The organism is Aquitalea sp. (assembly GCF_030150775.1).
Lineage (GTDB): Bacteria > Pseudomonadota > Gammaproteobacteria > Burkholderiales > Chromobacteriaceae > Aquitalea > Aquitalea denitrificans.
The window spans coordinates 95,793-120,494 of sequence record NZ_JASLFG010000005.1; the positions used below are offsets into that span (position 1 = coordinate 95,793).

General features: G+C 57.4%; 20 protein-coding genes and 3 tRNA genes. 19 read left to right on the top strand and 4 right to left on the bottom strand.

The window, feature by feature from the left end:
* Nucleotides 1–56: 56 nt before the first annotated feature.
* From rlmN to QVF59_RS02505, 16 genes are all read left to right on the top strand, one after another.
* Nucleotides 57–1,151, top strand: coding sequence for a dual-specificity RNA methyltransferase RlmN (gene rlmN / locus QVF59_RS02430; protein WP_287877177.1), 1,095 nt, complete (start codon nucleotides 57–59; stop codon nucleotides 1,149–1,151).
* Nucleotides 1,148–1,891, top strand: coding sequence for a type IV pilus biogenesis/stability protein PilW (pilW, locus tag QVF59_RS02435; RefSeq protein ID WP_240902504.1), 744 nt, complete (start codon nucleotides 1,148–1,150; stop codon nucleotides 1,889–1,891). Before rlmN ends, pilW begins: the two co-directional genes overlap by 4 nt.
* Before the next feature lie 2 nt (nucleotides 1,892–1,893).
* On the top strand, nucleotides 1,894–2,799 hold the full coding sequence (locus QVF59_RS02440; RefSeq protein ID WP_159878734.1) for a helix-turn-helix domain-containing protein: 906 nt from the start codon (nucleotides 1,894–1,896) through the stop codon (nucleotides 2,797–2,799).
* Nucleotides 2,800–2,813: 14 nt separating this feature from the next.
* Entirely contained in the window at nucleotides 2,814–4,097 is a 1,284-nt protein-coding gene (gene ispG / locus QVF59_RS02445) for a flavodoxin-dependent (E)-4-hydroxy-3-methylbut-2-enyl-diphosphate synthase (RefSeq protein ID WP_287877180.1), read from the top strand.
* A 56-nt stretch (nucleotides 4,098–4,153) separates the two neighbouring features.
* Complete coding sequence (gene hisS, locus QVF59_RS02450; RefSeq protein WP_287877181.1) at nucleotides 4,154–5,425, top strand: histidine--tRNA ligase; 1,272 nt, start codon at nucleotides 4,154–4,156, stop codon at nucleotides 5,423–5,425.
* Nucleotides 5,426–5,442: 17 nt separating this feature from the next.
* A complete protein-coding gene (locus QVF59_RS02455) occupies nucleotides 5,443–6,072 on the top strand; it encodes a YfgM family protein (protein ID WP_159878728.1) in 630 nt (209 codons plus the stop codon).
* A gap of 3 nt (nucleotides 6,073–6,075) precedes the next feature.
* Nucleotides 6,076–7,215, top strand: coding sequence for an outer membrane protein assembly factor BamB (gene bamB / locus QVF59_RS02460; RefSeq protein ID WP_159878726.1), 1,140 nt, complete (start codon nucleotides 6,076–6,078; stop codon nucleotides 7,213–7,215).
* An 11-nt stretch (nucleotides 7,216–7,226) separates the two neighbouring features.
* Entirely contained in the window at nucleotides 7,227–8,639 is a 1,413-nt protein-coding gene (gene der / locus QVF59_RS02465) for a ribosome biogenesis GTPase Der (RefSeq protein WP_159878724.1), read from the top strand.
* 89 nt (nucleotides 8,640–8,728) lie between these two features.
* The gene (gene hfq / locus QVF59_RS02470; protein ID WP_045844760.1) at nucleotides 8,729–8,986 is read left to right on the top strand and encodes an RNA chaperone Hfq; all 258 of its coding nucleotides are present in this window, start codon (nucleotides 8,729–8,731) and stop codon (nucleotides 8,984–8,986) included.
* Between the two features lie 139 nt (nucleotides 8,987–9,125).
* Nucleotides 9,126–10,256: a GTPase HflX gene (gene hflX / locus QVF59_RS02475; protein WP_287877183.1), complete on the top strand. Its 1,131-nt coding sequence runs from the start codon at nucleotides 9,126–9,128 to the stop codon at nucleotides 10,254–10,256.
* Nucleotides 10,243–11,454, top strand: coding sequence for an FtsH protease activity modulator HflK (gene hflK, locus QVF59_RS02480; protein WP_159878718.1), 1,212 nt, complete (start codon nucleotides 10,243–10,245; stop codon nucleotides 11,452–11,454). The genes hflX and hflK overlap by 14 nt, the downstream gene beginning before the upstream one ends.
* Nucleotide 11,455: 1 nt before the next feature.
* Nucleotides 11,456–12,334: a protease modulator HflC gene (gene hflC, locus QVF59_RS02485; RefSeq protein ID WP_159878716.1), complete on the top strand. Its 879-nt coding sequence runs from the start codon at nucleotides 11,456–11,458 to the stop codon at nucleotides 12,332–12,334.
* A 111-nt stretch (nucleotides 12,335–12,445) separates the two neighbouring features.
* The gene (locus tag QVF59_RS02490) at nucleotides 12,446–13,597 is read left to right on the top strand and encodes an ATP phosphoribosyltransferase regulatory subunit (RefSeq protein WP_287877185.1); all 1,152 of its coding nucleotides are present in this window, start codon (nucleotides 12,446–12,448) and stop codon (nucleotides 13,595–13,597) included.
* 32 nt (nucleotides 13,598–13,629) lie between these two features.
* Nucleotides 13,630–14,925 (top strand): adenylosuccinate synthase, encoded by a 1,296-nt coding sequence (locus QVF59_RS02495; protein WP_159878712.1) that lies wholly within the window; start codon nucleotides 13,630–13,632, stop codon nucleotides 14,923–14,925.
* 138 nt (nucleotides 14,926–15,063) lie between these two features.
* The gene (locus QVF59_RS02500; protein WP_287877187.1) at nucleotides 15,064–16,113 is read left to right on the top strand and encodes an oxidoreductase; all 1,050 of its coding nucleotides are present in this window, start codon (nucleotides 15,064–15,066) and stop codon (nucleotides 16,111–16,113) included.
* Nucleotides 16,110–16,601: a heme-degrading domain-containing protein gene (locus tag QVF59_RS02505; RefSeq protein WP_287877188.1), complete on the top strand. Its 492-nt coding sequence runs from the start codon at nucleotides 16,110–16,112 to the stop codon at nucleotides 16,599–16,601. The genes QVF59_RS02500 and QVF59_RS02505 overlap by 4 nt, the downstream gene beginning before the upstream one ends.
* Before the next feature lie 11 nt (nucleotides 16,602–16,612).
* On the opposite strand, the gene QVF59_RS02510 is transcribed toward QVF59_RS02505, so the two are convergent.
* Nucleotides 16,613–17,878: a cytochrome-c peroxidase gene (locus QVF59_RS02510; RefSeq protein ID WP_353851325.1), complete on the bottom strand. Its 1,266-nt coding sequence runs from the start codon at nucleotides 17,876–17,878 to the stop codon at nucleotides 16,613–16,615.
* 185 nt (nucleotides 17,879–18,063) lie between these two features.
* On the opposite strand from QVF59_RS02510, the gene acpA reads away from it, so the two are divergent.
* Both acpA and QVF59_RS02520 read left to right on the top strand, forming a co-directional pair.
* The gene (gene acpA, locus QVF59_RS02515; protein ID WP_287877191.1) at nucleotides 18,064–19,680 is read left to right on the top strand and encodes an acid phosphatase; all 1,617 of its coding nucleotides are present in this window, start codon (nucleotides 18,064–18,066) and stop codon (nucleotides 19,678–19,680) included.
* A gap of 145 nt (nucleotides 19,681–19,825) precedes the next feature.
* Complete coding sequence (locus QVF59_RS02520) at nucleotides 19,826–21,244, top strand: DHA2 family efflux MFS transporter permease subunit (protein ID WP_287877192.1); 1,419 nt, start codon at nucleotides 19,826–19,828, stop codon at nucleotides 21,242–21,244.
* Between the two features lie 54 nt (nucleotides 21,245–21,298).
* On the opposite strand, the gene QVF59_RS02525 is transcribed toward QVF59_RS02520, so the two are convergent.
* From QVF59_RS02525 to QVF59_RS02535, 3 genes are all read right to left on the bottom strand, one after another.
* A tRNA-Leu gene (locus tag QVF59_RS02525) sits at nucleotides 21,299–21,385 on the bottom strand.
* A 52-nt stretch (nucleotides 21,386–21,437) separates the two neighbouring features.
* Nucleotides 21,438–21,524, bottom strand: a tRNA-Leu gene (locus QVF59_RS02530).
* A gap of 52 nt (nucleotides 21,525–21,576) precedes the next feature.
* Nucleotides 21,577–21,663, bottom strand: a tRNA-Leu gene (locus tag QVF59_RS02535).
* A 77-nt stretch (nucleotides 21,664–21,740) separates the two neighbouring features.
* On the opposite strand from QVF59_RS02535, the gene rnr reads away from it, so the two are divergent.
* The gene (rnr, locus tag QVF59_RS02540) at nucleotides 21,741–24,356 is read left to right on the top strand and encodes a ribonuclease R (RefSeq protein WP_287877193.1); all 2,616 of its coding nucleotides are present in this window, start codon (nucleotides 21,741–21,743) and stop codon (nucleotides 24,354–24,356) included.
* Nucleotides 24,357–24,702 lie beyond the last annotated feature (346 nt).

Genomic DNA, 24,702 nt, shown 5'->3' on the forward strand with positions numbered 1-24,702 from the left:
GTAATGGATGTATCTGGCGGCAGCCCTGTGGCTGCCGCTGTTTTACCGAGGACTGCATGAAAACCAACCTGCTCGACTTCAATCTGGACCAGCTGACCGAACACTTTGCCGCCATGGGTGAAAAACCCTTCCGTGCCAAACAGGTGATGCGCTGGATGCACCAGATGGGCGAAGACGATTTCGACGCGATGACCGACCTGGCCAAAAGCCTGCGTGCCAAACTGCACGAGCGTGCCGAGGTGCGCGTGCCGTCGCTGATGACCGGGCAGGCGTCCAGTGATGGTACCCGCAAGTGGCTGCTTGACGTCGGCACCGGCAACGGTGTGGAAACCGTGTTCATTCCGGAAGACGACCGCGGCACCTTGTGCGTGTCATCCCAGGTGGGTTGCGCGCTGGAGTGTACTTTCTGCTCCACCGGCCGCCAGGGTTTCAACCGCAATCTCAGCACTGCCGAAATCATCGGCCAGCTGTGGTGGGCCAACAAGGCCATGGGGATTACCCCGAAGAATGAACGTGTGGTGTCCAATGTCGTGATGATGGGCATGGGCGAGCCGCTGGCCAACTTCGACAATGTGGTCAGCGCCCTGCAAATCATGCTGGACGATCACGGCTACGGCCTGAGCCGCCGTCGCGTGACGCTGTCTACCTCCGGCCTGGTGCCGCAGATGGATCGTCTGCGCGAAGCCTGTCCGGTTGCGCTGGCTGTCAGCCTGCATGCACCGAATGATGCCATTCGCGATGAAATCGTCCCCATCAACAAGAAATACCCCCTGAAGGAATTGATGGCGGCCTGCCAGCGTTATCTGGAAAAGGCCCCGCGCGATTTCATCACCTTTGAGTATGTGATGCTGGACGGCATCAACGACCGGCCAGAGCACGCACGCCAGTTGCTGGAACTGGTGCGGGATGTTCCGTGCAAGTTCAACCTGATTCCGTTTAACCCTTTCCCGAATTCGGGGTACGATCGCTCCAGTAATAATGCAATCCGGATTTTTCGGGAAATGTTGCAGGAGCAGGGCTACGTGGTTACCGTAAGGAAAACCCGTGGCGACGATATCGATGCCGCATGTGGGCAACTGGCAGGGCAGGTGATGGACAAGACCCGCCGTCAGGTCAAATGGATGCAGATCGCTCAGGAGAACGACGAATGATCAAGTGGCGAGTGTGGATGGCAGTGAGCCTGTTGGCGTATTCCTGTGCCTCATTCGCCGCTCCGGCCAACCGGAAACTGGCGGAAATCCGCAGCCAGCTGGCCGTCGAATATGCTTCCCTCGGCAATCTGCCGATTGCGCTGGAATCGGCCAACGATGCCGTCAATGCGGATGGCAGCTTTGCCGGGGCTTACCTGACCCGTGCCTATATCTTCAATCTGATGCATCTGGATGCTGATGCGGAACAGAACTTTCTGAAGGCATTGCAGGTCGATCCTTCCAGTCCGGAAGCCAATAACAACTATGGCCAGTTCCTGTGCGAGCATGACCGCCCACGACAGGCCATGGATTATCTGGCCAAGGCAATCGGCAATCCGCTGTATCAGACACCACAAACGGCCTATCTGAACATGGGCCGTTGCAGTGTAAAACTGGGTGAAACGACCCAGGCCAATGACTATCTGCTGACGGCTTTGCGGCTTGTTCCCAATTATTTACCTGCGTTGCGTGAACTGGCAGCCTTGCATCTGGAGCTGGGCAATGCCAAGCTGGCGTCCTTTTATTTCTCTCGCCTGCAGCAGGCGGCAGGCAACGCGCCATTGGGGGCCGATGTATTGTGGCTGGGCGTGCAGATTGCCAGAAAAGGGGGGGACCGGGCGCATGAGGCGGAGTATTCCGCCATGTTGAAGAACCGATACCCGGACTCCAGAGAAACACAACTGTTGTTAAGCGGAAGCTGAAGATGGAACAGGACGCAAATGGCCAGCCTGCCGACCTGGGTGTCGGCTCTGCGTTGAAAGCAGAGCGCGAGCGTGCCGGCATGAGTCTGGGGGAAGTGGCAGACCGGCTGAAGCTGTCCATCCGGCAACTGGAAGCCATTGAACATGATGACTTCCAGCAATTGCCGGGTGCAACGTTTGTCCGTGGTTTTGTCCGGAATTACGCGCGCTTTCTCCGGGTTGATCCGGAACCGCTGATGGCCAGGCTGGAGCAGCATTTTCCGTCGGCAGTCAATGACGTGGTCAACCTCGTCAAGCATGAACACCAAGCCGAGCCTTCTGGCACGGCACAGACCCTGTCGCGTGTTTCGTCCCCGGCTGCTGCTGGCAGCAAGGCTGGCAAATGGCTGGGACTGCTGGCTTTAGCCGTGGTGGTCATCGCCGTGGCGGCCTGGTTCGCTGGCCGACCGGATAAACCGGTGGCTGCAACTAGCCCAACGCTGCAACCCATGCTGACTGAACAGGCAGCCTCGGCGGCAGTTGGCCAGAGCAGCACGGCAAGCGTGCCGCTTGCTGAGGTGGAAAAACCTGTGGTGGCTGCCGCGTCGGTGGTGAGCGCCAGTGTACCGGCTGCAGTTTCGCCTGTTGTCAGCAAGACAGCCGCCAGTGCGGCCGTACCGGCAGAGCAAGGCAGTGGCAGGCTTACCCTCAGCGCGCATCAGGCCGCCTGGATTTCCGTGGTGGATGCCAACGGTAAAAAGCTGCAGTTTGGTACCCTGGAAGCCGGTGCCAGCAAGGAATTGAGCGGAACACCGCCGTTCCAGCTGAAAATCGGCAATGCGGCGCAGGTGCAGTTGAGCTTTAACGGACAGGCCGTCGATCTGACGGACAAGATTCGCGGTACTACCGCCAAAATTGAACTCAAGTAAATGCGGATTGTTGCATGAATAGCGTGAATATCGCGCGACGCCCCACCCGTCAGGTACGTGTGGGGCATGTCATGGTTGGCTCGGATGCACCGGTTGTGGTGCAGTCCATGACCAATACCGACACGGCAGATGCCATCGCCACCGTAGAACAGGTTTACCAGTTGTCCCAGGCCGGCTCCGAGCTGGTACGCATTACGGTCAATTCGCCGGAAGCAGCTGCGCGCGTGGCGGAAATCCGCCAACGCCTGGACGATATGGGCTGTGATGTCCCGCTGGTGGGCGATTTCCATTTCAATGGCGAGCGCCTGCTCAAGGAATACCCCGACTGTGCCCGCGCCCTGGCCAAGTACCGTATCAATCCCGGCAATGTCGGCAAGGGGGCCAAGGGCGACGAAAAGTTTGCCTACATGATCCGTACCGCGGCCGAGCTGAACAAGCCGGTGCGCATCGGTGTCAACTGGGGCAGCCTGGATCAGGCCTTGCTGGCCCGCATGCTGGATGCCAACAACAGCAAGCCGCAACCGCTGCCGCTAGAACTGGTGATGCGCGAAGCGCTGATCGTGTCGGCGCTGGAATCGGCTGACAAGGCGATGGAACTGGGCCTGCCGGCGGACAACATCCTGCTGTCGTGCAAGGTCAGCAATGTGCAGGACCTGATCACCGTTTATCGTGATCTGGGCAGCCGCTGCGATTTTCCGCTGCATCTGGGCCTGACTGAAGCCGGCATGGGCAGCAAGGGCATCGTGGCCTCCTCGGCGGCGCTGGCCATCCTGTTGCAGGAAGGCATTGGCGACACCATCCGTATTTCGCTGACCCCGCAGCCGGGTGAAGCGCGTACCCGCGAAGTGGTGGTGGCACAGGAACTGTTGCAAACCATGGGGCTGCGCAGCTTCACCCCGCTGGTTACCGCCTGCCCCGGTTGTGGCCGTACCACCAGCACCTTCTTCCAGGAGCTGGCCGACCAGATCCAGAGCTATCTGCGCGAGCAGATGCCCATCTGGCGCTTGCAGTATCCGGGAGTGGAAGACATGAAGGTGGCGGTGATGGGCTGTGTGGTGAATGGCCCTGGCGAGAGCAAGCTGGCTGATATCGGCATTTCCCTGCCCGGTACGGGTGAAGTTCCGGTAGCTCCGGTTTATGTGGATGGCCAGAAGGATGTCACCCTGAAGGGCGACAATATCGCGGCGGAATTCAAGGCGCTGGTGGACAACTATGTTCACAGCCGGTTTGGCGAAGGCGGTAGCAAACGTCGCGAAGCGGCGGCCAGCCGGACCATTCCGATTGTCGCGCAACGCTGAGGCCACAAGCGGCCGCGTGGCGGCAAGATCAACCGAATAGCAAGAAAAAATATCACATGGCGCAAAAATTGCAGGCAATCAAGGGCATGAATGATGTACTGCCCGCCGAGTCGTACCAATGGGAATACTTTGAAGGCGTACTGCGCAAGCTGCTGGCCGACTATGGCTATCAGAACATCCGCACCCCGATTGTGGAAACCACACCCCTGTTTGTGCGGGCTATTGGCGAAGTGACCGATGTGGTCGAAAAGGAAATGTACACCTTTGTCGACAGCCTCAATGGCGACAGCCTGACCCTGCGTCCAGAGGGCACGGCTGGCACGCTGCGCGCGGTGGTGGAACACACCCTGCTGTACAACACCACGCAGAAGCTGTGGTACATGGGCCCGATGTTCCGCCACGAAAAGCCGCAAAAAGGCCGCTATCGCCAGTTCCACCAGATGGGTATCGAAGCCCTGGGATTTGCCGGCCCGGACATCGATGCCGAAATCATCGCCATGACCGCCGACCTGTGGCAGCGCCTGGGTCTGAGCCAGTACGTACGTCTGGAAATCAACTCGCTGGGCAACACTGAAGAACGTGCCGCCCATCGCCAGGCACTGATTGCCTATCTGGAAGGCTTTGTCGACATTCTGGATGAAGACGGCAAGCGCCGCCTGTACACCAATCCGCTGCGCGTGCTGGATACCAAAAATCCGGCTTTGCAGGAAATGGCTGACAATGCGCCGCGCCTGTCCGATTATCTGGGCGAGGCCTCTCGCGTTCATTACGAAGGCTGGAAGGCCATGATTGGCGCACTGGGCATCGACTTTGTCGAAAACCCGCGCCTGGTACGTGGCCTCGATTACTACAACCAGTCGGTGTTCGAGTGGGTCACCACCGAACTGGGCGCGCAAGGCACGGTATGTGCCGGTGGCCGTTACGATGGCCTGATTGAACAACTGGGTGGCAAGCCTGCACCGGGCATCGGTTTTGGCATGGGCCTGGAGCGCGTATTGCTGCTGTTGCAGGACAAGGGCCTGCTGCCAGCGGCACGCAGCGTGGACGTTTATATCGTGCAGCAGGGCGAAGGCGCAGCCATGTATGCGATGAAACTGGCGCAGCAGTTGCGCCATGCCGGCCTGTCCGTCATCCAGCACCTGGGTGAAGGCAGCTTCAAGTCGCAAATGAAAAAGGCCGATGGCAGCGGTGCCGAATTTGCCGTCATCATCGGAGAAAACGAAATGGCGGCAGGTCAGGCCGTGGTCAAGCCCATGCGTGCCGAAGCGGCACAGCAAACCGTGGCGTTGGACCAGGTAGCCGCGACCATTGCCGCGATCAAGGCTTGATATAAGGGGGGTGCGCAATGGCGTATGACTTGCAGGAACAGGAACAGATCGACTCCATGAAGGCCTTCTGGCAGCAGTGGGGCAAACTGATTGGTGGTGCGGTGCTGGCCATCAGCGTGGCCTATCTTGGCTACAAGGGTTATGGCTACTATCAGGCAGCGCAGGCCAGCAAGGCTGCCGTGGTGTTTGCCGATGTGGAGCAGGCTGCCCAGTCGCAGGATGTAGCCAAGCTGAAGTCGGCAGCAGCATTGCTGCAGTCCGACTATGCCGGCACGGCTTATGCCGCGGATGCCGCCTTGCTGGCTGCCAAGCTTGCGTTTGAAAAGAACGATCTGGCCACAGCCCAGACCCAGCTTGGCTGGGTGGTGCAGAATGTGAAGGATGAGTCCATGGTTGCCGTGGCGCACCTGCGTCTGGCTACCATCCAGTTGGATCAGAAGCATTACGATGCCGCCATTGCAGAACTTGGTCAGGCCCACCCTAGCGCATTTGATGCACTGTTCCTTGATTTGAAGGGCGATGTGCAGGCTAGTAAGGGTGACAAGGCTGCTGCGCGTGATGCATACAAGGCCGCCCTGGCCAAGCTGGTGGGGGAATCGCCGAACCGCCAGTTCATTCAGACCAAACTCGACGCACTGGGAGGTTAATTGATGCGCCGCCAATTGCTGGTTACTGCTGTTCTTTCCTCGTTCCTGCTGGCCGGCTGCGCCAGCTGGTTTGAAAGTTCTTCCGCTGCAAAACCCACACCGCTGGCGGCCATCAAGCCCATCCAGGCCCTGAATGTGAAGTGGAGCCTGTCGCAGGCTGCATCCGGCAATGCCTTTTCCCCGGTGTATACCAACGGTAATGTGGTCTCTGCAGATGCTTCCGGTCGCATCCGCACTGTGGATGCCCTGTCCGGCCGCGTCAGCACCGAAGTTTCCCTCAAGCGTGAACTGTCCACTGGCGTAGCTGCTGCCGGCGACACCGTGATTGTTGGAACCCAGGACGGCAAACTGCTTGCCGTTGAGCGTAGCAGTGGCAAGACGCTGTGGGAGCAAACCCTCACCAGCGTGGCGCTGGAAGCCCCGCAAGTGGCCGCCGGCATGGTGGTGGTGCGCAGCAATGATGGCCGTCTGACGGGCTTTAGCCTGGCCGATGGCAAGCAGCAATGGTCGGTAGCACGCACGCAGCCGCAGTTGCTGGTGCGCAATACCGGCTCGATGCAGGCTGTGGGTAATGAGGCTGTCATGGTTGGTCTGCCTGGCGGCAAACTCGACATCATCAGCCCGGCCAACGGCAATACCCTGTGGGAAGGCGTGGTTGCCAACCCGCGCGGTGCTACCGAGCTTGAGCGTATTACCGACATTACCAGCCGCCCGGTTTACGATGGCGGCCAGGTTTGCAGCGTGGCCTACCAGGGCCGTGTAGCCTGCTTCGACGCCAAAACCGGCAGCCTGATGTGGGCAAGAGAGCTGTCATCCAGCCGTGGTGTGGCACTGGATGCCGGCAAGCTGTATGTCACTGCAGAGGATGGTTCGGTGTGGGCGTATGATCGCACCACCGGTCGCAATCTGTGGAAAACCGACGCACTGAAATTCCGTAATGTATCTGGCCCCGCCATGCTCGGGCGTTTTGTTCTGGTGATCGATGGCGAAGGCTATGGCCACCTGCTGTCCAACGAGAACGGCAGTCTGGTGGGCCGTGTGAAACTAGGCAGCGAAGGTACCATCGCCCAGCCCGTCTCCCTGGGCTCTTCTGCCCTGGTGCAGGGGCAGAATGGTCGCCTGTCGCTGCTGTCGATTGAGTAAAAGCTGTAACCATGAAACCAACCGTAGCGCTGGTCGGCCGCCCCAATGTGGGCAAGTCGACCCTTTTCAACCGGCTCACCCGCAGCCGTGACGCCCTGGTCGCCGACCAGCCCGGCCTGACCCGCGATCGCCACTACGGCCATGGTCGTGTGGGGGAAAAACCGTATCTGGTGGTGGACACCGGTGGTTTTGAACCCGTGGTCGATGAAGGCATCCTGTTCGAGATGGCCAAGCAGACCCTCCAGGCCGTGGATGAAGCCGATGCCGTGGTGTTTCTGGTGGATGGTCGCACCGGCATCACCCCGCAGGACAAGATTATTGCCAACCGCCTGCGCCAGATCGACCGACCGGTCTTTCTGGTGGTCAACAAGGCCGAAGGCATCAGTCATGCCATTGCCGGTGCCGAATTCCACGAACTGGCACTGGGCCAGCCGCTGGTGATTTCCGCTGCTCACGGCGATGGTGTGCGCGAGCTGATGGAGATGGTGCTGGAGGATTTCCCGGAGGAGGTGGAAGAAGAAGACCGCTATCATCCGAAATTTGCCGTCATTGGCCGCCCCAATGTGGGAAAGTCCACGCTGGTGAATGCCATTCTGGGTGAAGAGCGCGTCATTGCCTTCGACCAGGCCGGCACTACCCGTGACAGTATCTATATTGATTTCGAGCGCGAAGGCCATACATACACCATTATCGATACTGCCGGTGTGCGGCGTCGCGGCAAGGTGAACGAGGCCATCGAAAAGTTTTCCGTCATCAAGACCATGAAGGCGATTGAAGACGCCAACGTCGCGGTATTGGTGCTGGATGCGCAGCTGGATATTTCCGAGCAGGATGCCACCATTGCCGGTTTCGCCCTTGAGGCAGGCCGGGCGCTGGTGGTGGCGGTCAACAAGTGGGACAACCTGGATTTCGAACAAAAGGAAACCATCAAGCGGGATATCGCCCGCAAGATCAGCTTCCTTGACTTTGCCAAGTTCCACTACATCTCGGCCATCGAAGGCCGTGGTGTGGCTGATCTGTTCAAATCCATCGATGAAGCCTATCAGGCAGCCATGGTGAAGCTGGCCACGCCGAAGCTGACGCGGGTACTGAATGTTGCAGTAGAACGTCAGGCTCCGCCGCGTTCAGGCCTGATGCGCCCCAAGATGCGTTATGCTCACCAAGGTGGCATGAATCCGCCTATCATCGTGATTCATGGCAATGCACTGGATGCGATTCCGGCAAGTTATACGCGTTATCTGGAACATACCTTCCGCAAGGTGTTCAAACTGCAGGGCACTCCGCTGCGTGTGCAGTACAAGACCTCGGAAAACCCCTTCGATACCGAGGTATCCAAGGAAAAATCCAGAGCCAAACCCAAACCGATGTCAAAGTTGCGTGGGCGCGAGAAGGAAGTGCGCTGGGGCAAGAGTGGTAAAAAATAGTAGGCTGGGTTTTTTTCTGCTAAAAATAAGCATGCCAGCCGGGTTTAAAAGATTACTTAATACAACAATCAACGATTCGGAGAAAACGAATGAGCTCTAAAGGGCAAATGTTACAAGACCCGTTCCTGAATATTCTGCGCAAGGAACATGTGCCGGTTTCCATTTATCTGGTTAACGGCATCAAGCTGCAGGGTCAGGTCGAGTCTTTTGACCAATACGTCGTGCTGTTGAAAAACACGGTGACCCAGATGGTATACAAGCACGCCATCTCCACCGTGGTACCGGCCCGTCCGGTAAACATCCCGCACGAACATCCGGGTCAGAAGCAGGATCAGCAAGACGCCTGATCAGGCCGAGCGCTGTATCCTCCACGGGCCGCCAGGCTGTGTCATCCTGACACGGTTTGTCGGCCTTTTTTCATGCCAGGTCCGGCTGCAAGTGTGCTGTTCCGCTGCAGCAGAACCTTCTTCTACGGTTTTGAATACTGTGTTTGATCGTCCCGATATTGGAGACCAGGCTGTGCTGGTCTGTCTGGATTTTGGTGATCCGGATCATCAGGAAAACGTTGCCGAATGTGCCGAGCTGGTTCGCTCCGCCAATGTAACTGTCACCGGCATCATCCAGGGCAAGCGTCAGCGGCCCGATGCCGCGCTGTTTGCCGGCAAGGGCAAGGTGGAAGAGGTTGGCGTGATGGTGCGGGCAACCGGTGCCAATGTGGTGATCTTCAACCATCAGCTGTCGCCGGCGCAGGAACGCAACCTGGAACGCGCGCTGCAGTGCCGGGTGATAGACCGCACCAGCCTGATTCTGGATATTTTTGCCCAGCGTGCCCGCAGCCATGAAGGCAAGCTGCAGGTGGAACTGGCGCAGCTGTCGCATATTGCCACCCGGCTGGTGCGTGGCTGGACCCACCTGGAGCGGCAAAAGGGTGGTATCGGCCTGCGTGGCCCGGGGGAAAGTCAGTTGGAGACCGACCGCCGCCTGCTGGGAAACCGGGTCAAGGCGCTGAAGGAAAGGCTGGCGCAGGTACAAAAGCAGCGCAATACCCAGCGGCGTGGCCGGCTGCGCACCGGCATTGCCTCGGTTTCCATTGTCGGCTATACCAATGCGGGCAAGTCCACCCTGTTCAATGCGCTGACCAAGGCACGCGCCTATGCCGCCGACCAGTTGTTTGCCACGCTGGACACCACCAGCCGCAAGCTGTTTCTCAATACCGAAACATCCATCATCGTTTCGGATACGGTTGGTTTCATCCGGGATTTGCCGCATACCCTGGTTGCTGCTTTCCGCGCCACACTGGAAGAAACCATTCAGGCCGATTTGCTGCTGCACGTGGTGGACTCGTCCAATCCACTGCGCGATGTGCAAATCGAAGAGGTCAACAAGGTACTGGCAGAAATCGGCGCAGAATCCGTGCCGCAGTTGATTGTGTGGAACAAGACCGATTTGCGTCAGTTGCCTGCAGCCATCGAGCGTGATGAACTGGATGAAATCCAGGCCGTTCGGTTGTCCGCCCTCACCGGAGAAGGGTTGGAACTCTTGCGTGAAGCTCTTGCCGAACGTCTGCAGTCACCTGATAACCAACACGAAGAACAAGACGAATATGTCGCAGAATGATCCAAACCGGGGGCGTCAGGGCAGTGACGGCCCACCGGACCTAGACGAAATTTTCCGCCAGTTGAACCAGCGTCTGGCGCGATTGCTTGGCGCGCGTCCTCCTGCTGGCGGCCAGCCATCACCGGAACCCAAGGCCGCCTTCAAGGGCGGTGCCATGGTGGTGGTTGGCGTGCTGGCCGCACTGTGGCTGGGTAGCGGCTTTTATGTGGTGGATGCCAAAGAGCAGGGCGTCGTGTTGCGCATGGGCAGTTTCAGCCGGGTAACCGACCCGGGCCTGCAGTGGCATGCTCCTTATCCTTTTGAGAAGGTGGAAATCGTCAACCTCACCGAGCTGCGCAGTGTCGAAGTGGGCTATCGCAGCAATGCCAAGAACAAGGTGCCGGAAGAATCTCTGATGCTGACGGCAGACCAGAACATCATTGATGTGCAATTGTCGGTGCAGTACGACGTTAAAGACCCCAAGGCTTTCCTGTTCAATAATGCTGCGGCAGACCGCAATGCCAACGATATCGTCAAGCAGGCAACGGAAACTGCAATTCGTGAAGTGGTCGGGCGCAACAAGGTGGATTTCGTGCTCAATGAGGGCCGGGCGCAGATTGCAGCTGAAGCACAAAAGGTGATTCAGGACATTCTGGATCGCTATGGCCTGGGCGTACGCATTGCCAAGGTCAACATCAACGCGGTGCAGCCGCCAGAGCAGGTATTGGCTGCTTTTGACGATGCGGTCAAGGCAGGTCAGGACAAGGACAAGCTGCGCAACGAAGGCCTGGCCTACGCCAACGATGTGGTGCCCAAGGCCAAGGGGATGGCTGCCCGACTGGAGCAGGAGGCTGAAGCCTATCAGCAGAAAGTCGTGTCGCAGGCTGAAGGTGATGCCTCGCGTTTCAAGCAAGTGTTGTCGGAATACAACAAGGCTCCCAAGGTCATGCGTGACCGCCTTTATCTGGACATGATGCAGCAAGTGATGAGCTCCACCAGCAAGGTGATTGTCGATCAGAAGGGCGGCAACAGCCTGCTTTATCTGCCACTGGACAAACTGACTCAGGCTGCCACTTCCGCTGCGTCAAATGGCGCTTCCGTTGCAGCTTCAGCACCCAGCGCCGCACCGGCAACCGTCCCGTCGGCTCCGGCTGTCCGCAACAACAAGAGTGGCCGTGACTTCGGTCGCAGTCGTGACATTCTCGGCGGGGAGCGCTGACATGCAGAAACTCATGCCAACCTTGCTTGCTGTGCTTGCCATCCTGTTCATCGCCAGCTTGTCGCTGTTTACTGTCGATCAACGCCAGTACGCCATGGTGTTTCAGTTTGGTGAGGTAGAACGTGTCATCAAGCAGCCAGGTATCCAGTTCAAGATTCCCTTGCTGCAGAATGTGCGCTATTTCGATAGTCGTGTACTGACGATCGATGCCGAGGCCCCTGAGCTGTTCAACACCCGCGAGAAGAAGAACGTGCTGGTGGATAGCTATGTAAAATGGCGCATTGTCGATGTTGAACAGTTCTACAAGAGCGTCGGTTCGGAAGCTGCTGCAGTGGCCCGCTTGAAGCAAACCATCAACGATGGCCTGCGTGCCGAGTTCGGCCAGAAGACAGTTGCTGATGTGATTTCGGGCAAGCGCGACGAGGTAATGGAGACGGTTCGCAAGCGCGCTGACGCAGATGCGCGTAAAATAGGCGTGGAAATTCTCGATGTACGCTTAAAACGTGTCGATTTTCCGGATAAAATAAGCAGCTCTGTCTATGACCGCATGCAGTCCGAGCGTCGTACCGTCGCCAGCCAGCTGCGCAGCGAAGGTGCCGCCGACGCCGAACGCATCCGCGCCGAAGCAGAAAAGCAGCGCGACGTGATTCTGGCTGAAGCCTACAACCAGGCGCAACAGCGCAAGGGCGAGGGCGATGCCAAGGCAGCGGCGATTTATGCCGAAGCGTATGGCCGCAGTCCGGAGTTCTACGCCTTCTGGCGCAGCATGGATGCGTACAAGGAGTCGTTCAAGAACAAGAGCGATGTCATGGTGCTGGATCCGAACAGCGAGTTCTTCAAGTACTTCAAGAACCCGCAGGCTGCCAGCAAGGGCAAGTAAGCGTTGTCTTGATTCTACAATCAGTTTTCATGACTGGCCGGACACCCCGGCCAGTTTGCCGTAAACAGGGCGGGGTGATGAATCCCGCCTTTTATTTGTCGAAAACGGAATATGCGTAACTGGCTGTTACCCGAATACATTGCGGACATTCTGCCCGCTACTGCCCGCCAGGTGGAGTCTGCCAAGGCGGCGATGCTGGAACAATTCCGCTGTGCAGGCTATGAACTGGTCCTGCCTCCGCTGATCGAATATGTCGATTCGCTGATCGCCGAAGGTGATACCGCGCTGGATCTGAAAACCTTCAAGCTGGACGACCAGCTGTCTGGTCATCAGCTTGGGCTGCGGGCCGACATCACGCCGCAGGTGGCGCGCATCGACGCCCATCTGCTGGGTCATCGCACCGGTGTTACCCGGCTGTGCTATGCCGGTAGTGTGGTGCATACCCGTCCCAACGGTTTGATGAGCTCGCGCCAGCCGATGCAGGTGGGTGCCGAACTGTACGGCTATGCCGGCATTGAGGCCGACATCGAGATCATCGAGCTGATGCTTGCCACGCTGGATCAGGTCAAGGTGCCGCAGCTGCGTCTGGACGTTGGCCATACCGCCATCTTCCGTGGTCTGGCCAATGCCGCCGGGCTGTCGCCGCAGGCCACGCGCGAACTGTTCGCCGTGCTGCAGAACAAGGATGCCGCTAGCATCGCCGAACAAGTTGCCGGTCTGGCCGAACCTTATCGCTCTGCCTTCCTGGCCCTACCCGAACTGTATGGCCCGGCTGCGGTACTGGAAAAGGCGCGCACTCGTCTGCCGTCCTTGCCGGAAGTGGAACTGGCACTGATGCAGCTGACTGCCATTGCCCGTGCCTTTGAAGGCCGTGTTGCCATCAGCTTCGATCTGTCCGAGCTGCGTGGCACGCACTACCATACCGGTTTGATTTTTGCTGCCTATGCTCCGGGCTGGGCGGTAGAGCTGGCCCGTGGTGGCCGCTACGACAATGTTGGCCGCCGTTTTGGCCGCGCTCGTCCTGCAACAGGTTTCAGTCTGGATCTGCGTGATTTGATCCAGATTCTGCCGGAACGCGGCAGTGCCATGGGCATCCGCGTTTCCAATCGCCACTTGCCGGCCGCACAAGCGGAAGTCGAACGTCTGCGTGCCGGTGGTGAAGTGGTGATCATTGATTACCTGGGGGAATCAGCCGAAGCCATCGGCTGCAACCGTGAACTGATTCCGGCCGCTGATGGCTGGCAGATCGTCCCGTTTAACTGATTTTTAGTTTGACTGAAGAAGAGGTTTTTCCAATGTCCAAGAATGTTGTCGTGATCGGTACCCAATGGGGTGATGAAGGCAAGGGCAAGATCGTTGACTGGCTGACCGACCACGCACGTGCTGTGGTACGTTTCCAGGGTGGTCACAATGCGGGCCATACCCTGGTGGTGAATGGCAAGAAAACCGTGTTGCGCCTGATTCCGTCCGGCATTCTGCGCGAAGGCGTGGAATGTTTTATCGGTAATGGCGTGGTGCTGTCGCCTGAAGCGCTGCTGAAGGAAATCGACGAGCTGGAAGCCGCTGGCGTGAATGCCTCGGCCCGCCTGAAGATTGCCGAAGGCTGCCCGCTGATCCTGCCTTACCACGTGGCGCTGGATCAGGCGCGCGAAGCCTCCCTTGGCGCTGGCAAGATTGGTACCACTGGCCGTGGCATTGGCCCTTGCTATGAAGACAAGGTAGCCCGTCGTGCGCTGAAGGTGATCGACCTGTTCAATCCGGAACGCTTTGCCAGCAAGCTGAAGGAAAACGTTGATTACTACAACTTCCTGCTGACCAATCTGCTCAAGGCCGAACCGGTTAGCTACGAAGACATCCTGGCCAATACCATGAAGCTGGCCGAGCGCATCAAGCCGATGGTGGCCGACGTATCCCGCACCTTGTACGACATGGACAAGGCTGGTATCCCCATCCTGTTCGAAGGTGCGCAAGGCACGCTGCTGGACATCGACCACGGTACCTACCCCTTTGTCACCTCTTCCAACTGCGTGGCTGGTGCCGCAGCACCGGGCGCTGGCGTACCGCCGCAGATGCTGAACTATGTACTGGGTATCGTAAAGGGCTACTGCACCCGCGTGGGTTCCGGTCCCTTCCCGAGCGAGCAGGAAAACGAAATCGGTACCTTCCTGGCCAAGCGCGGTAACGAGTTCGGTTCCGTTACTGGCCGTCCGCGTCGCTGTGGCTGGTTTGATGCCGCTGCGTTGAAGCGCTCCATCCAGATCAACGGTGTGTCCGGCCTGTGCGTGATGAAGCTGGACGTGATGGATGGCCTGGAAGAAATCCAGCTGTGCACCGGCTACATGCTCGATGGCAAGAAGATTGATATTCTGCCCTTCGGTTCCGATGCGGTTACCAAGTGCGAACCGGTCTACGAAACCATGCCGGGCTGGACGGACTCCACGGTTGGTGCCAAGCGCTGGGAAGACCTGCCGGCTAACGCCCAGGCTTACCTGAAGCGTATCGAAGAAGTATGCGGTGCGCCGATCGATATCGTTTCCACCGGCCCTGACCGTGAAGAAACCATCGTGCTGCGCCACCCCTACGGACTGTAATTGCGGTTCACTCCAGAAAACCCACCCATGGCGGTGGGTTTTTTTTATGCGCGAATACAGGCAAGATAGCGCTAACATCGACTGTGCAGTCTCTTGTCACCCAGCCATACGCCAGTATGGGTTCCTCCCGGAAAAGACATGTCCACACCTCTGAACGCTGTGCTGCTCGGCTATGGTTATGCCGGCAAAACCTTCCATGCTCCGTTGATTGACGCCTGCCAGGATTTACACTTGTATGGCATCGTCAGCAGCAAGCCCGAACAGCTGGCCACTGACTGGCCCCAGGCGCGTTGCTGGCCAACGCTGGAGCAGGCCTTGCAAGATACAGCGGTCGACCTGATTGTCATTGCCACACCCAATGATTTGCACTTCGAACAGGCACAGGCTGCCCTGCTGGCTGGCAAGCATGTGGTGGTCGATAAGCCCTTCACCGTCACGCTAAGCGAGGCAAGACAGCTGGATGTGCTGGCAAAGCAGCAGGGGGTATTGCTGTCGGTTTTCCATAATCGTCGTTGGGACGCTGATTTTCTGACCTTGCGCCAGTTGCTGGACAGTGGTCGCCTGGGGCGGATCAGCCAGTTTGCCTCGCATTTTGACCGCTACCGCCCTGAAGTACGGCAACGCTGGCGCGAGCAGGGTGGTGCCGGAAGCGGTTTGTGGTACGACCTGGGCCCTCATCTACTAGATCAGGCCTTGCAGTTGTTTGGGCAACCTCTCGGCGTTAGTGCATATCTGGCCACGCAGCGCCAGGGTGCCAAAGCCACGGATTACTTCCACGTGCAGCTGCGTTATCCGTCTACCCATGTGGTACTGCATGGTTCATGCCTGGTTAGTGGTGGCATCCCGCGCTTTGCCGTGCATGGCGATCTGGCTAGCTATGTCAAATATGGGCTGGATACACAGGAATCTGATCTGAAGCAGGGTAAGGCTGTGGGCGGGGAGGGCTGGGGGTATGATCCCCTGCCAGGGCAGTTGATCGTGGCTGAAGGTGATGTGAGCCGTGGCACGCAATGGGCCAATCAGGTTGGCGACTATCGTTGTTACTATCAGCGCGTTGCAGCAGCCATACGCGGGCAGGACAGCAATCCGGTGACTGCCGCTGAGGCCGCCACTGTAATGGAATGGCTGGAGCGCGCCGTGCGTAGCGCCGCGTTGGGACGTGAAGTAACGGCGGAGGAGGTGTTGTGAGTATCGAGCAGGATTTGCAGATCATTGCGCAGCAGGAGGCCCTGTTGCAATTCAAGCAATTCGATGCGGAAACGGCGTGGCAACTGGGTTGCCGCCTGCGCGAAGAGGCAACACGGCGCGGTGCCGCACTGGCGATTATGCTTACTCTAAACCAGACCCGCCGCTTTCAGTGCCTGATGCCGGGAGCCACGGCCAATAACGAGGATTGGGCACGGCGCAAGCATAATGTGGTGCAGAAGTTTGAACGTAGCACATTGGCCATCGGTCTGGATTGCCAGCGCCAGCAAACCAGCCTGCAGGAGAAGAACGGACTTCCCTTGGCAGATTACGCTACCCATGGCGGCGGATTTCCGCTGCTGCTGCAGGGCGGTGTGTGCGTCGGCTCGATTGTGGTGTCAGGCTTGCCACAACGCGAGGACCACCAACTGGTGGTGGATGTGCTGGCTGCCATGCTGGGTCAGACGGATGTGCCTCGCCTGGATGTGTAAGCGCTCCAGCCCTATTGCCCGTTCCGGGCCGGGTGGGCATCGGCATCCGTCAGCGTGCCCAGAAAAGCCAGCAAGTCGCTGATTTCTTGTGCGTTAAGCGCTGGCGGCGCTCCCTTTTTTCCGCCAAAGGGGGCTTCGCGGTTGATATTGCCATGATAAACCGTCGGCAAGTCGTCAAACATTACCGGCTGGCCATTGCTGGCGACTGGGTACCATTTTTCCGGCTGGGTATCGCGGCTGGCATAAAACTCCAGCACCTGGCGCAAGTCATGGAGCACGCCGTTGTGGAAAAACACCTTGCGTGTGGCCACATTGCGCAAAGACGGGGTGCGAAATAGCCCGCAGTATTCTGCTTTCTGCATATCCTGGCGCACTGGTCCACATAGACCCATATCGTGGAATGCCGTATTCCGATTTATTTCCAGTTGTCGATTGCGTGGAACACCCAGCGCAATCAGGCCAAAGTCGCTGAATGCCGGAAAGGCACCATCGGCCTGGCGCTCACTCAAATGACAGGCTGCACAGTTGCCCTTGTCCGGATTGTTGAATACTTGCAAGCCGCGCAACTCCTGATGGCTCAACTCAGCCTTGCCCCGCAGCCAGTCATCATATTTGCTGCTATATGGGTAAAAATCTGCCGGGTTTTGCTGGAAAACCTCCAGTGCCAGCACCAGTTTGTCGAAGGCTTGTGCCGGGCGCTGGAAGATATCCTTGCCGAAAACCGCGATGAAGGCGTTGGCACTTGCACTGGCTTGTAGCTGCCTTACCACCTGATCCGTACTGGTATTGGCCATCTCATTACCTGCCAGCAATGGAATGGACGCCTGTTCGTGCACGCTGGCAGCCCGGCCATCCCAGGTAAAGCCCCCGGTCGGCCCTGCATCCTCGCTGTCATTGCCATCGTTGTCGCGGAAGTGCTCGCTAAAAGGCGGTACGGTCTGCAAATAGCGCAATGACGGTACTGCGCGACTGCCCATCTGTTTGCCATCAATACCGCCAAACTGAACTGACCGGCTATCCGGAGGGCCATAAGCATGTTCCGGGCTGTGGCAGCTGGCACACGATTGCTTGCCACTTGCCGATAGTGCAGGCTCAAAGAATAGCTGGTGTCCAAGCGCACTTAGCTGTTGGCCCTCTTGTGGCGAGCTGACCGCATAAATGCCTGGACGCATACTGGCCTGTTGCTGTATTCCGGCCTGCTTGCACGCGCCAAGACAGCAGACAAGCATAAAACCAAGCAAGAGAGATAGATGGAGTCGGTTGGGGCGGTGATACATGGCGATTGATCATCGATGGCAGTCTTGCAACATAACGCAGTTTCATCACGGGGTGATGACAGGGGCACCCTTACTCCGGTCAGTGGCTTGTGCCTTGCCTACCGAAATATTCTGGGTTGTTAATCCATCATCATCGTGCAACAAGGTGAAGGCACAATCGACAGTATCAGCATAAGGAAAACGACATGAAGCACCGCACCCCGCTGTTGGCCCCGCTTGCACTGACACTTGCCCTGGCTGGCTGTAACAGCATGCCGGCAAGCACACCGGCGACAGCCGGCTCTCTTGATGCCATTCAAAATGTAGTGGTCATTTTCGCCGAAAACCGTGCTTTCGATAATCTGTATGGTCTGTTCCCCGGAGCCAATGGCATTCCCGGGGTAAATCCATCTTCCCGTGGCAGCTATGTGCCGCAGAAGGATTTCGATGGTTCCGTCCTGCCGGTACTGCCGCCGACATGGGGCGGGCTGACGGCTGCCGGACAGGCCGTCACCTTGCCGCAGTCGCAAACCATGGGTTGGCCAAACCGTCCTTTCCCGCTGGATGATCCCAAGGGTGTGCAAGGCAGTGCCACCGTAGTGTCGCAGGAGGTGACAACACGAGATCTGGTACATCGCTTCTATAACAACCAGATGCAGATCAATGGTGGTGCCAACGACAAGTTTGCCGCTTATTCCGATGCTGGCGGGCTGAGCATGGGCTATTACGATGGCAGCAAGATGGCGTTGTGGCAGCTGGCGCGTCAGTACACGCTGGCTGACAACTTCTTCATGGGTGCCTTTGGTGGTTCCTTCCTCAATCACCAGTACCTGATTTGTGCCTGTGCCCCGCAATATCCGCATGCCGATGCCGCAGACTCTCCCGCCCGCGACTCCATTTCCGCCATTGATACCGATGCGCAGGGACGTTTCTTGCGCCTGACCCCTGCTGCCGGTGCCAAGGCATCTGTTCTGGATGGCAAGGCAACTTACAAAAACGACGGTAACCTGACACCAAAAGACAAGCAGGGCATGTTCTATGCGGTCAATACCATGCAACCGCTATATCAGCCCAGCGGCAATGCGCCAGCGGCCAATGGTGCCAGCCAGTATGCCGATACGGCCAAGGCCACGACGTTGCCGGCGCAAACCGGGCCCACCATTGGCGACAGGCTCAGCGCCAGGGGAGTCAGCTGGGCATGGTATGCCGGTGGCTGGAATGCGGCACTGGCTGCGCGCAGCAATATTTACAACGGCAGTACGCCAAACTTCCAGCCACATCATCAGCCTTTCAACTATTACGCAGATTTCGATCCGCAGACCCGGCAGGCAAACCGTCATGCGCATCTGAAGGATTTTGACGCAGAATTCTTGCAGGCTGCGCAAGCAGGCACACTACCGACAGTGTCATTCTATAAACCACAAGGCAACGTCAACCAGCATGCCGGTTACGCCAGTGTCGCCGATGGCGACGCCCACATTGCGCAAGTGATTGCCCGTCTGCAGCAGAGCCCGCAGTGGAAGAACATGCTGATTGTGGTGACCTATGATGAAAACGGCGGTATCTACGACCACGCACCCGTTCCGCAAGGCGACCGCTGGGGCCCGGGTAGCCGTATTCCCGCCATCATCATTTCGCCATATGCGCGCAAGGGCTTTGTCGATCATACACAGTATGATACCGGCTCCATCCTGCGCTTCCTGACGCGGCGTTTCGAGCTGCAACCCCTGCCTGGAGTGCTGGAGCGTGATGCCGGCCTGCGTGCCAATGGCGCAGCCCCGATGGGCGATCTCAGCAATGCGCTGAATCTGCCGCAGCACTGATTCTGCTGGCAGGGTAAGCAGGGCGGCCATGCGCTGCCCTGTTGCATTTCACCGGTGCGCAACACTTGTTAGTAACATCCTTGCTGTCCATTTTGGTCAAGCTGTTAGACTGAAATCCGGTTCTTGCATCAGTACACATCACATCATGCAGTTTCTTGTTGCCAGCGGCATGCTGACGCCGCTCATCATTGCCACCGCGCTATTCATGGAAAACATGGATGCCACGGTGATTTCCACTTCCTTGCCGGCAATTGCGCAGGATTTGCTGGTTGATCCGGTGGCGCTCAAGCTGGCACTGACATCCTATCTGGTGAGTCTTGCCGTTTTCATTCCGGTCAGTGGCTGGATGGCAGACCGCTTCGGTGCACGACGGATCTTCCGCTCGGCCATCCTGGTTTTCATGGTGGGTTCAGTCCTGTGCGGCTTCAGTGGTTCGCTTGAGTCTTTTGTACTGGCGCGTTTCGTTCAGGGGATAGGCGGGGCGATGATGGTACCTGTCGGACGCCTGGTCATTTTGCGTACCACACGCAAGGATGAGCTGGTGAGGGCCTTGAGTTATCTGACCATTCCAGCCCTGCTGGGGCCGGTAATAGGCCCGCCACTGGGGGGCTTCATCACCACTTATTTCCACTGGCGCTGGATTTTCTTCATCAATATCCCGATTGGCTTTCTTGGCATGCTGCTGGCCGGACGTTATATCGAAAATCTGCGCGATGAGAATGTACCGTCACTGGACAAGACCGGCTTTGTATTGACGGGTGTCGGTCTGTCTCTGCTGATGCTCGGATTGGCGACCGAGGGCAAGCATATGCTGTCAACGACGTTGTCTCTGGGCGTCAGTGTGCTGGGGGCCATGATGCTGCTGGGTTATCTACTGCATTACCGGCACGTGAAAGAGCCGCTGCTTGATTTGTCTTTGCTACGGCTCCCCACCTTTCATGCCAGTGTGCTAGGTGGCTTTCTCATCCGTATGGGAATTGGCGCTACTCCTTTTCTACTGCCTTTGATGTTGCAACTGGGTTTTGGCTATTCTCCCTTCGAGTCAGGCTTGCTGACTTGCTCCACGGCGGTGGGAGCCATCTTCATGAAAACCATTGTATCCCGAGTGTTGGAGCGGTTTGGCTTCAAGAGTGTACTGAGCTGGAATGCGGTGCTGGTTGCCCTGTCGATGGCTGCATATGGTTTGTTTCGCCCTGATACGCCTCACTGGATGATGTTGCTGGTGTTCGTTCTGGGTGGGTTTCTGCGCTCACTGCAATTTACCAGCCTGAATGCGATTGCTTTTGCCGATATTGGGCAGGTGAGAATGAGTCACGCAACCAGCTTGTCCAGCGTGGCTCAGCAATTGGCCGCAGGTTTTGGTGTCACATTTGCGGCCATGAGCTTGCAGGTGATAGCTGGTGTTCAGGGACATATTGTCTTGCAGAGCAGCGACTTCGCATGGTCTTTTGTGGTGATGGGGGGGCTGACCCTGCTTTCCGTATTCTTCTTCTGGAGGCTGGATCGCAATGCCGGTGCTTCGCTGGCCATGCGTGGTGAGGAAGGCAAGGCGCAAGAAAATTGAGCGAGAAATGCAGAAATGGAAAAAGCCGCTGATCAGAGATCAACGGCTTTTAATTGGTGCCCAAGAGAAGACTCGAACTTCCACACCCTTGCGGGCGCTAGGACCTGAACCTAGTGCGTCTACCAATTCCGCCACCTGGGCAAAGCAAATTGTCATACTACAAACCAGCAATGCCTGCTGATTTTAAAATTGTTGGTGCCCAAGAGAAGACTCGAACTTCCACACCCTTGCGGGCGCTAGGACCTGAACCTAGTGCGTCTACCAATTCCGCCACCTGGGCAAACCAAATTTTTTCGTTACAACTTATTTTAGCACTATACAATACAGCTTGTTGGTGCCCAAGAGAAGACTCGAACTTCCACACCCTTGCGGGCGCTAGGACCTGAACCTAGTGCGTCTACCAATTCCGCCACCTGGGCACTGCATTTGCTGTATCATTCGGTTGCTGTAGTGCTGCAACGAGATGCGAATTATAAACAAGTTTCTGAGGGTGTCAATGGCCCAATCTGCAAAAAAACAAAAAAACACTCCCCTGCGTATGCAGGATCCCTTCTTGGAACGAGAAAAACTCAAATATTCCAATCCCTTACCTAGCCGGGAGTTTGTTCTGCAACTCCTGGAACAAAATGGCGTGCCAATGTTCCCGGAAGAACTGGCCGTATTGTTGTCTATCAAGAATGCCGAACTGGGCTTCTTTGAGCGCCGCTTGCTGGCCATGGAACGTGAAGGCCAGCTCATCATCAATCGTAAAGGCGCAATCTGTGCTGCTGAAAAGCTGGACCTGATCAAGTGCAAGGTTTCCGGTCATCGTGATGGCTTTGGTTTTGGCCTACCCGATGAAGGAGAAGGCAGCGGGGTGGATATTTTCCTGCCCGAACGTGAAATGAAAAAAGCCATGCATGGCGATCGGGTGCTGGTGCGCCCCTCCGGTGTGGATCGCCGTGGTCGCCAGGAAGGCAAGATTGTTGAAGTGCTGGATCATGCGGTTACCAAACTTGTCGGTCGCATCCATCAGGAGCGTGGTGTCTGGATTGTCACCCCGGAAGATCGCCGTATCCGGCATGAAATTCTGATTGAACCAGACAGCCAGGGTGATGCCAAGCATGGGCAGGTGGTGATGGTGGAAATCCTGCAGTACCCGGATGCCTATCGTCAGCCAGTCGGCCAGGTGGTGGAGGTGTTGGGCAATTATGCAGATCCGGGTATGGAGATCGAGATTGCCTTGCGCAAGCATGCCTTGCCGCATGAATTCCCGGCCGATGTCGTAGCGCAAGCCAAGGCTACACCCAAGAAGGTCCGCAAGAAGGACCTGACCGTCGATCGCGTTGACTTGCGTCATCTGCCATTAGTAACCATTGACGGCGAAACTGCTCGTGACTTTGATGATGCCGTCTATGCAGAGAAGCAGGGCAAGGGCTTCCGCCTGATCGTGGCTATTGCTGATGTCAGCCATTATGTGCAGCCGGGCGATGCGTTGGATCAGGAGGCTTTGGATCGGGGTACGTCCGTCTATTTCCCGCGCCGGGTCATCCCCATGTTGCCAGAAGCTTTGTCTAACGGCATTTGCTCTTTGAATCCTGATGTCGAGCGCTTGTGCATGGTGTGCGATATGCAGATCAACGGTAAAGGTGAGGTAAAACGCTACCAGTTCTACCCGGCGGTCATGCTGTCCAAGGCACGTCTTACCTATACTCAGGTGTGGGACTGGATTCAGCATGGAACGGATAATCCGCTACTGCCCAACATCCAGACACTATATAGCTTGTTCAAAGTGCTGCTGGCTGCCCGTGCCAAGCGTGGTGCCATTGAGTTCGATTCGGTCGAGACCCAGATGATCTTCAATGATCAGGGCAAAATCGACAAAATCGTCCCGGTGGTGCGCAATGATGCACATCGACTGATTGAAGAATGCATGTTGGCCGCCAACGTCTGTGCTGCGGACTTCTTGCTCAAGAGCAAGCAAAAATGCTTGTATCGCGTGCATGAAGGCCCGACGCCGGAAAAGCTGGAAACCCTGCGTAACTACCTACAGCTAGTGGGTCTGACACTGGCTGGGAATGACAAGCCCACAGCCAAGGATTATGCCAAGCTGGCCGAGCAGATTCATGGTCGTCCAGATGCGCCGGTACTGCAGACCATGTTGCTGCGTTCCATGCAGCAGGCGGTTTACACGCCGGACAACAATGGTCACTTCGGTTTGGCCTACGATGCCTATACCCATTTCACTTCGCCAATTCGCCGTTATCCTGACCTGCTGGTCCACCGCTCCATCAAGGCGGTATTGCAGGGCAATAAGTACAAGCCGGGCAAATGGGCACAACTGGGCATGCATTGCTCAATGACCGAACGCCGGGCAGACGATGCCAGCCGTGATGTCGAGTCCTGGCTCAAAACCTATTATATGCAGGACAAGGTTGGGGAGGTTTTCCAGGGCAAGATCAGTGCCGTCACCAGCTTTGGCGTGTTCGTGCTGCTGGATGATGTCTATGTAGAGGGCTTGGTGCATATTTCCGAGCTGGGCAAGGACTATTTCCACTTCCGCAAGGACATCCAGGCCATTGTAGGCGAGAAGAGCGGCATGTCTTATCGCCTGGGGGATACCCTGACGGTAAGAGTGGTCAGTGCCAATCTGGAAAATGCCCAAGTCGATTTCTCTCTGGTGCGTGATACGGCACAACCTGCATTGGCTTCGCCTACTGGCAAGCGTGAGCAGCCGCGGCACGCAAATCATGCTGCAACATCCGCGCGTAAACAGGCTAGCCATGGAGGGAAGAGCCGAAATCAGCATGGCAAGCATGTTGCCAATCGTCAGGAAAGCGTGATTGCTGCCCAGCAAGCTGCGCCATCAGCCAGTAAGGAAACAAGCCGGCGGCGCAAGCCTGCGGCAGTGCAGTCTCAGCCGGTGGATCCGCGCCCGGTTGTGGGCGCTGAACCGGTCAAGCCGGTAGTAAGGCAACGCAAGCCTGCAGCCAGTACCGAGACTGCTCCGCAGCCGGCACCTGCTGCGTCAGCCCCGCGCTCACGTCGCAAGCCGGCTACCAGTACTGAGGCTGTAGTGCCATCTGCACCACGTGGCCGTAGCCGTAATACAAAGAAGCCAGACAGTCAGTAAGCTGCTATAGGCAAGCTTTTGCTCAGTATCAGTATCAGTATGAGAAGGAGCTAGTTCTACAAAAAGCCCGGCCCAGCCGGGCTTTTTGCTGCTTGTGGCAGTGCGCTGGCCAGCTTTTTGTGCCAGCCAGCCCCCTTTCTCGCTCTTTTTCACCACCGGAGCAAATAACAATCAGCCTGCTGCAGTGCAATTGCCGCAAGGCTGTAATAAAACCCCCATCGCATAAGCCTTTGTACCTCAGTCACTTAGCGTGCCGCAGGACGGGATGTTGGCAGAATGTGAAGATTTCTTCGCACAAAGTGTTGACGAAGGTAGGTCGTGGCGGTATAGTTCGCCTCCTCAGCAG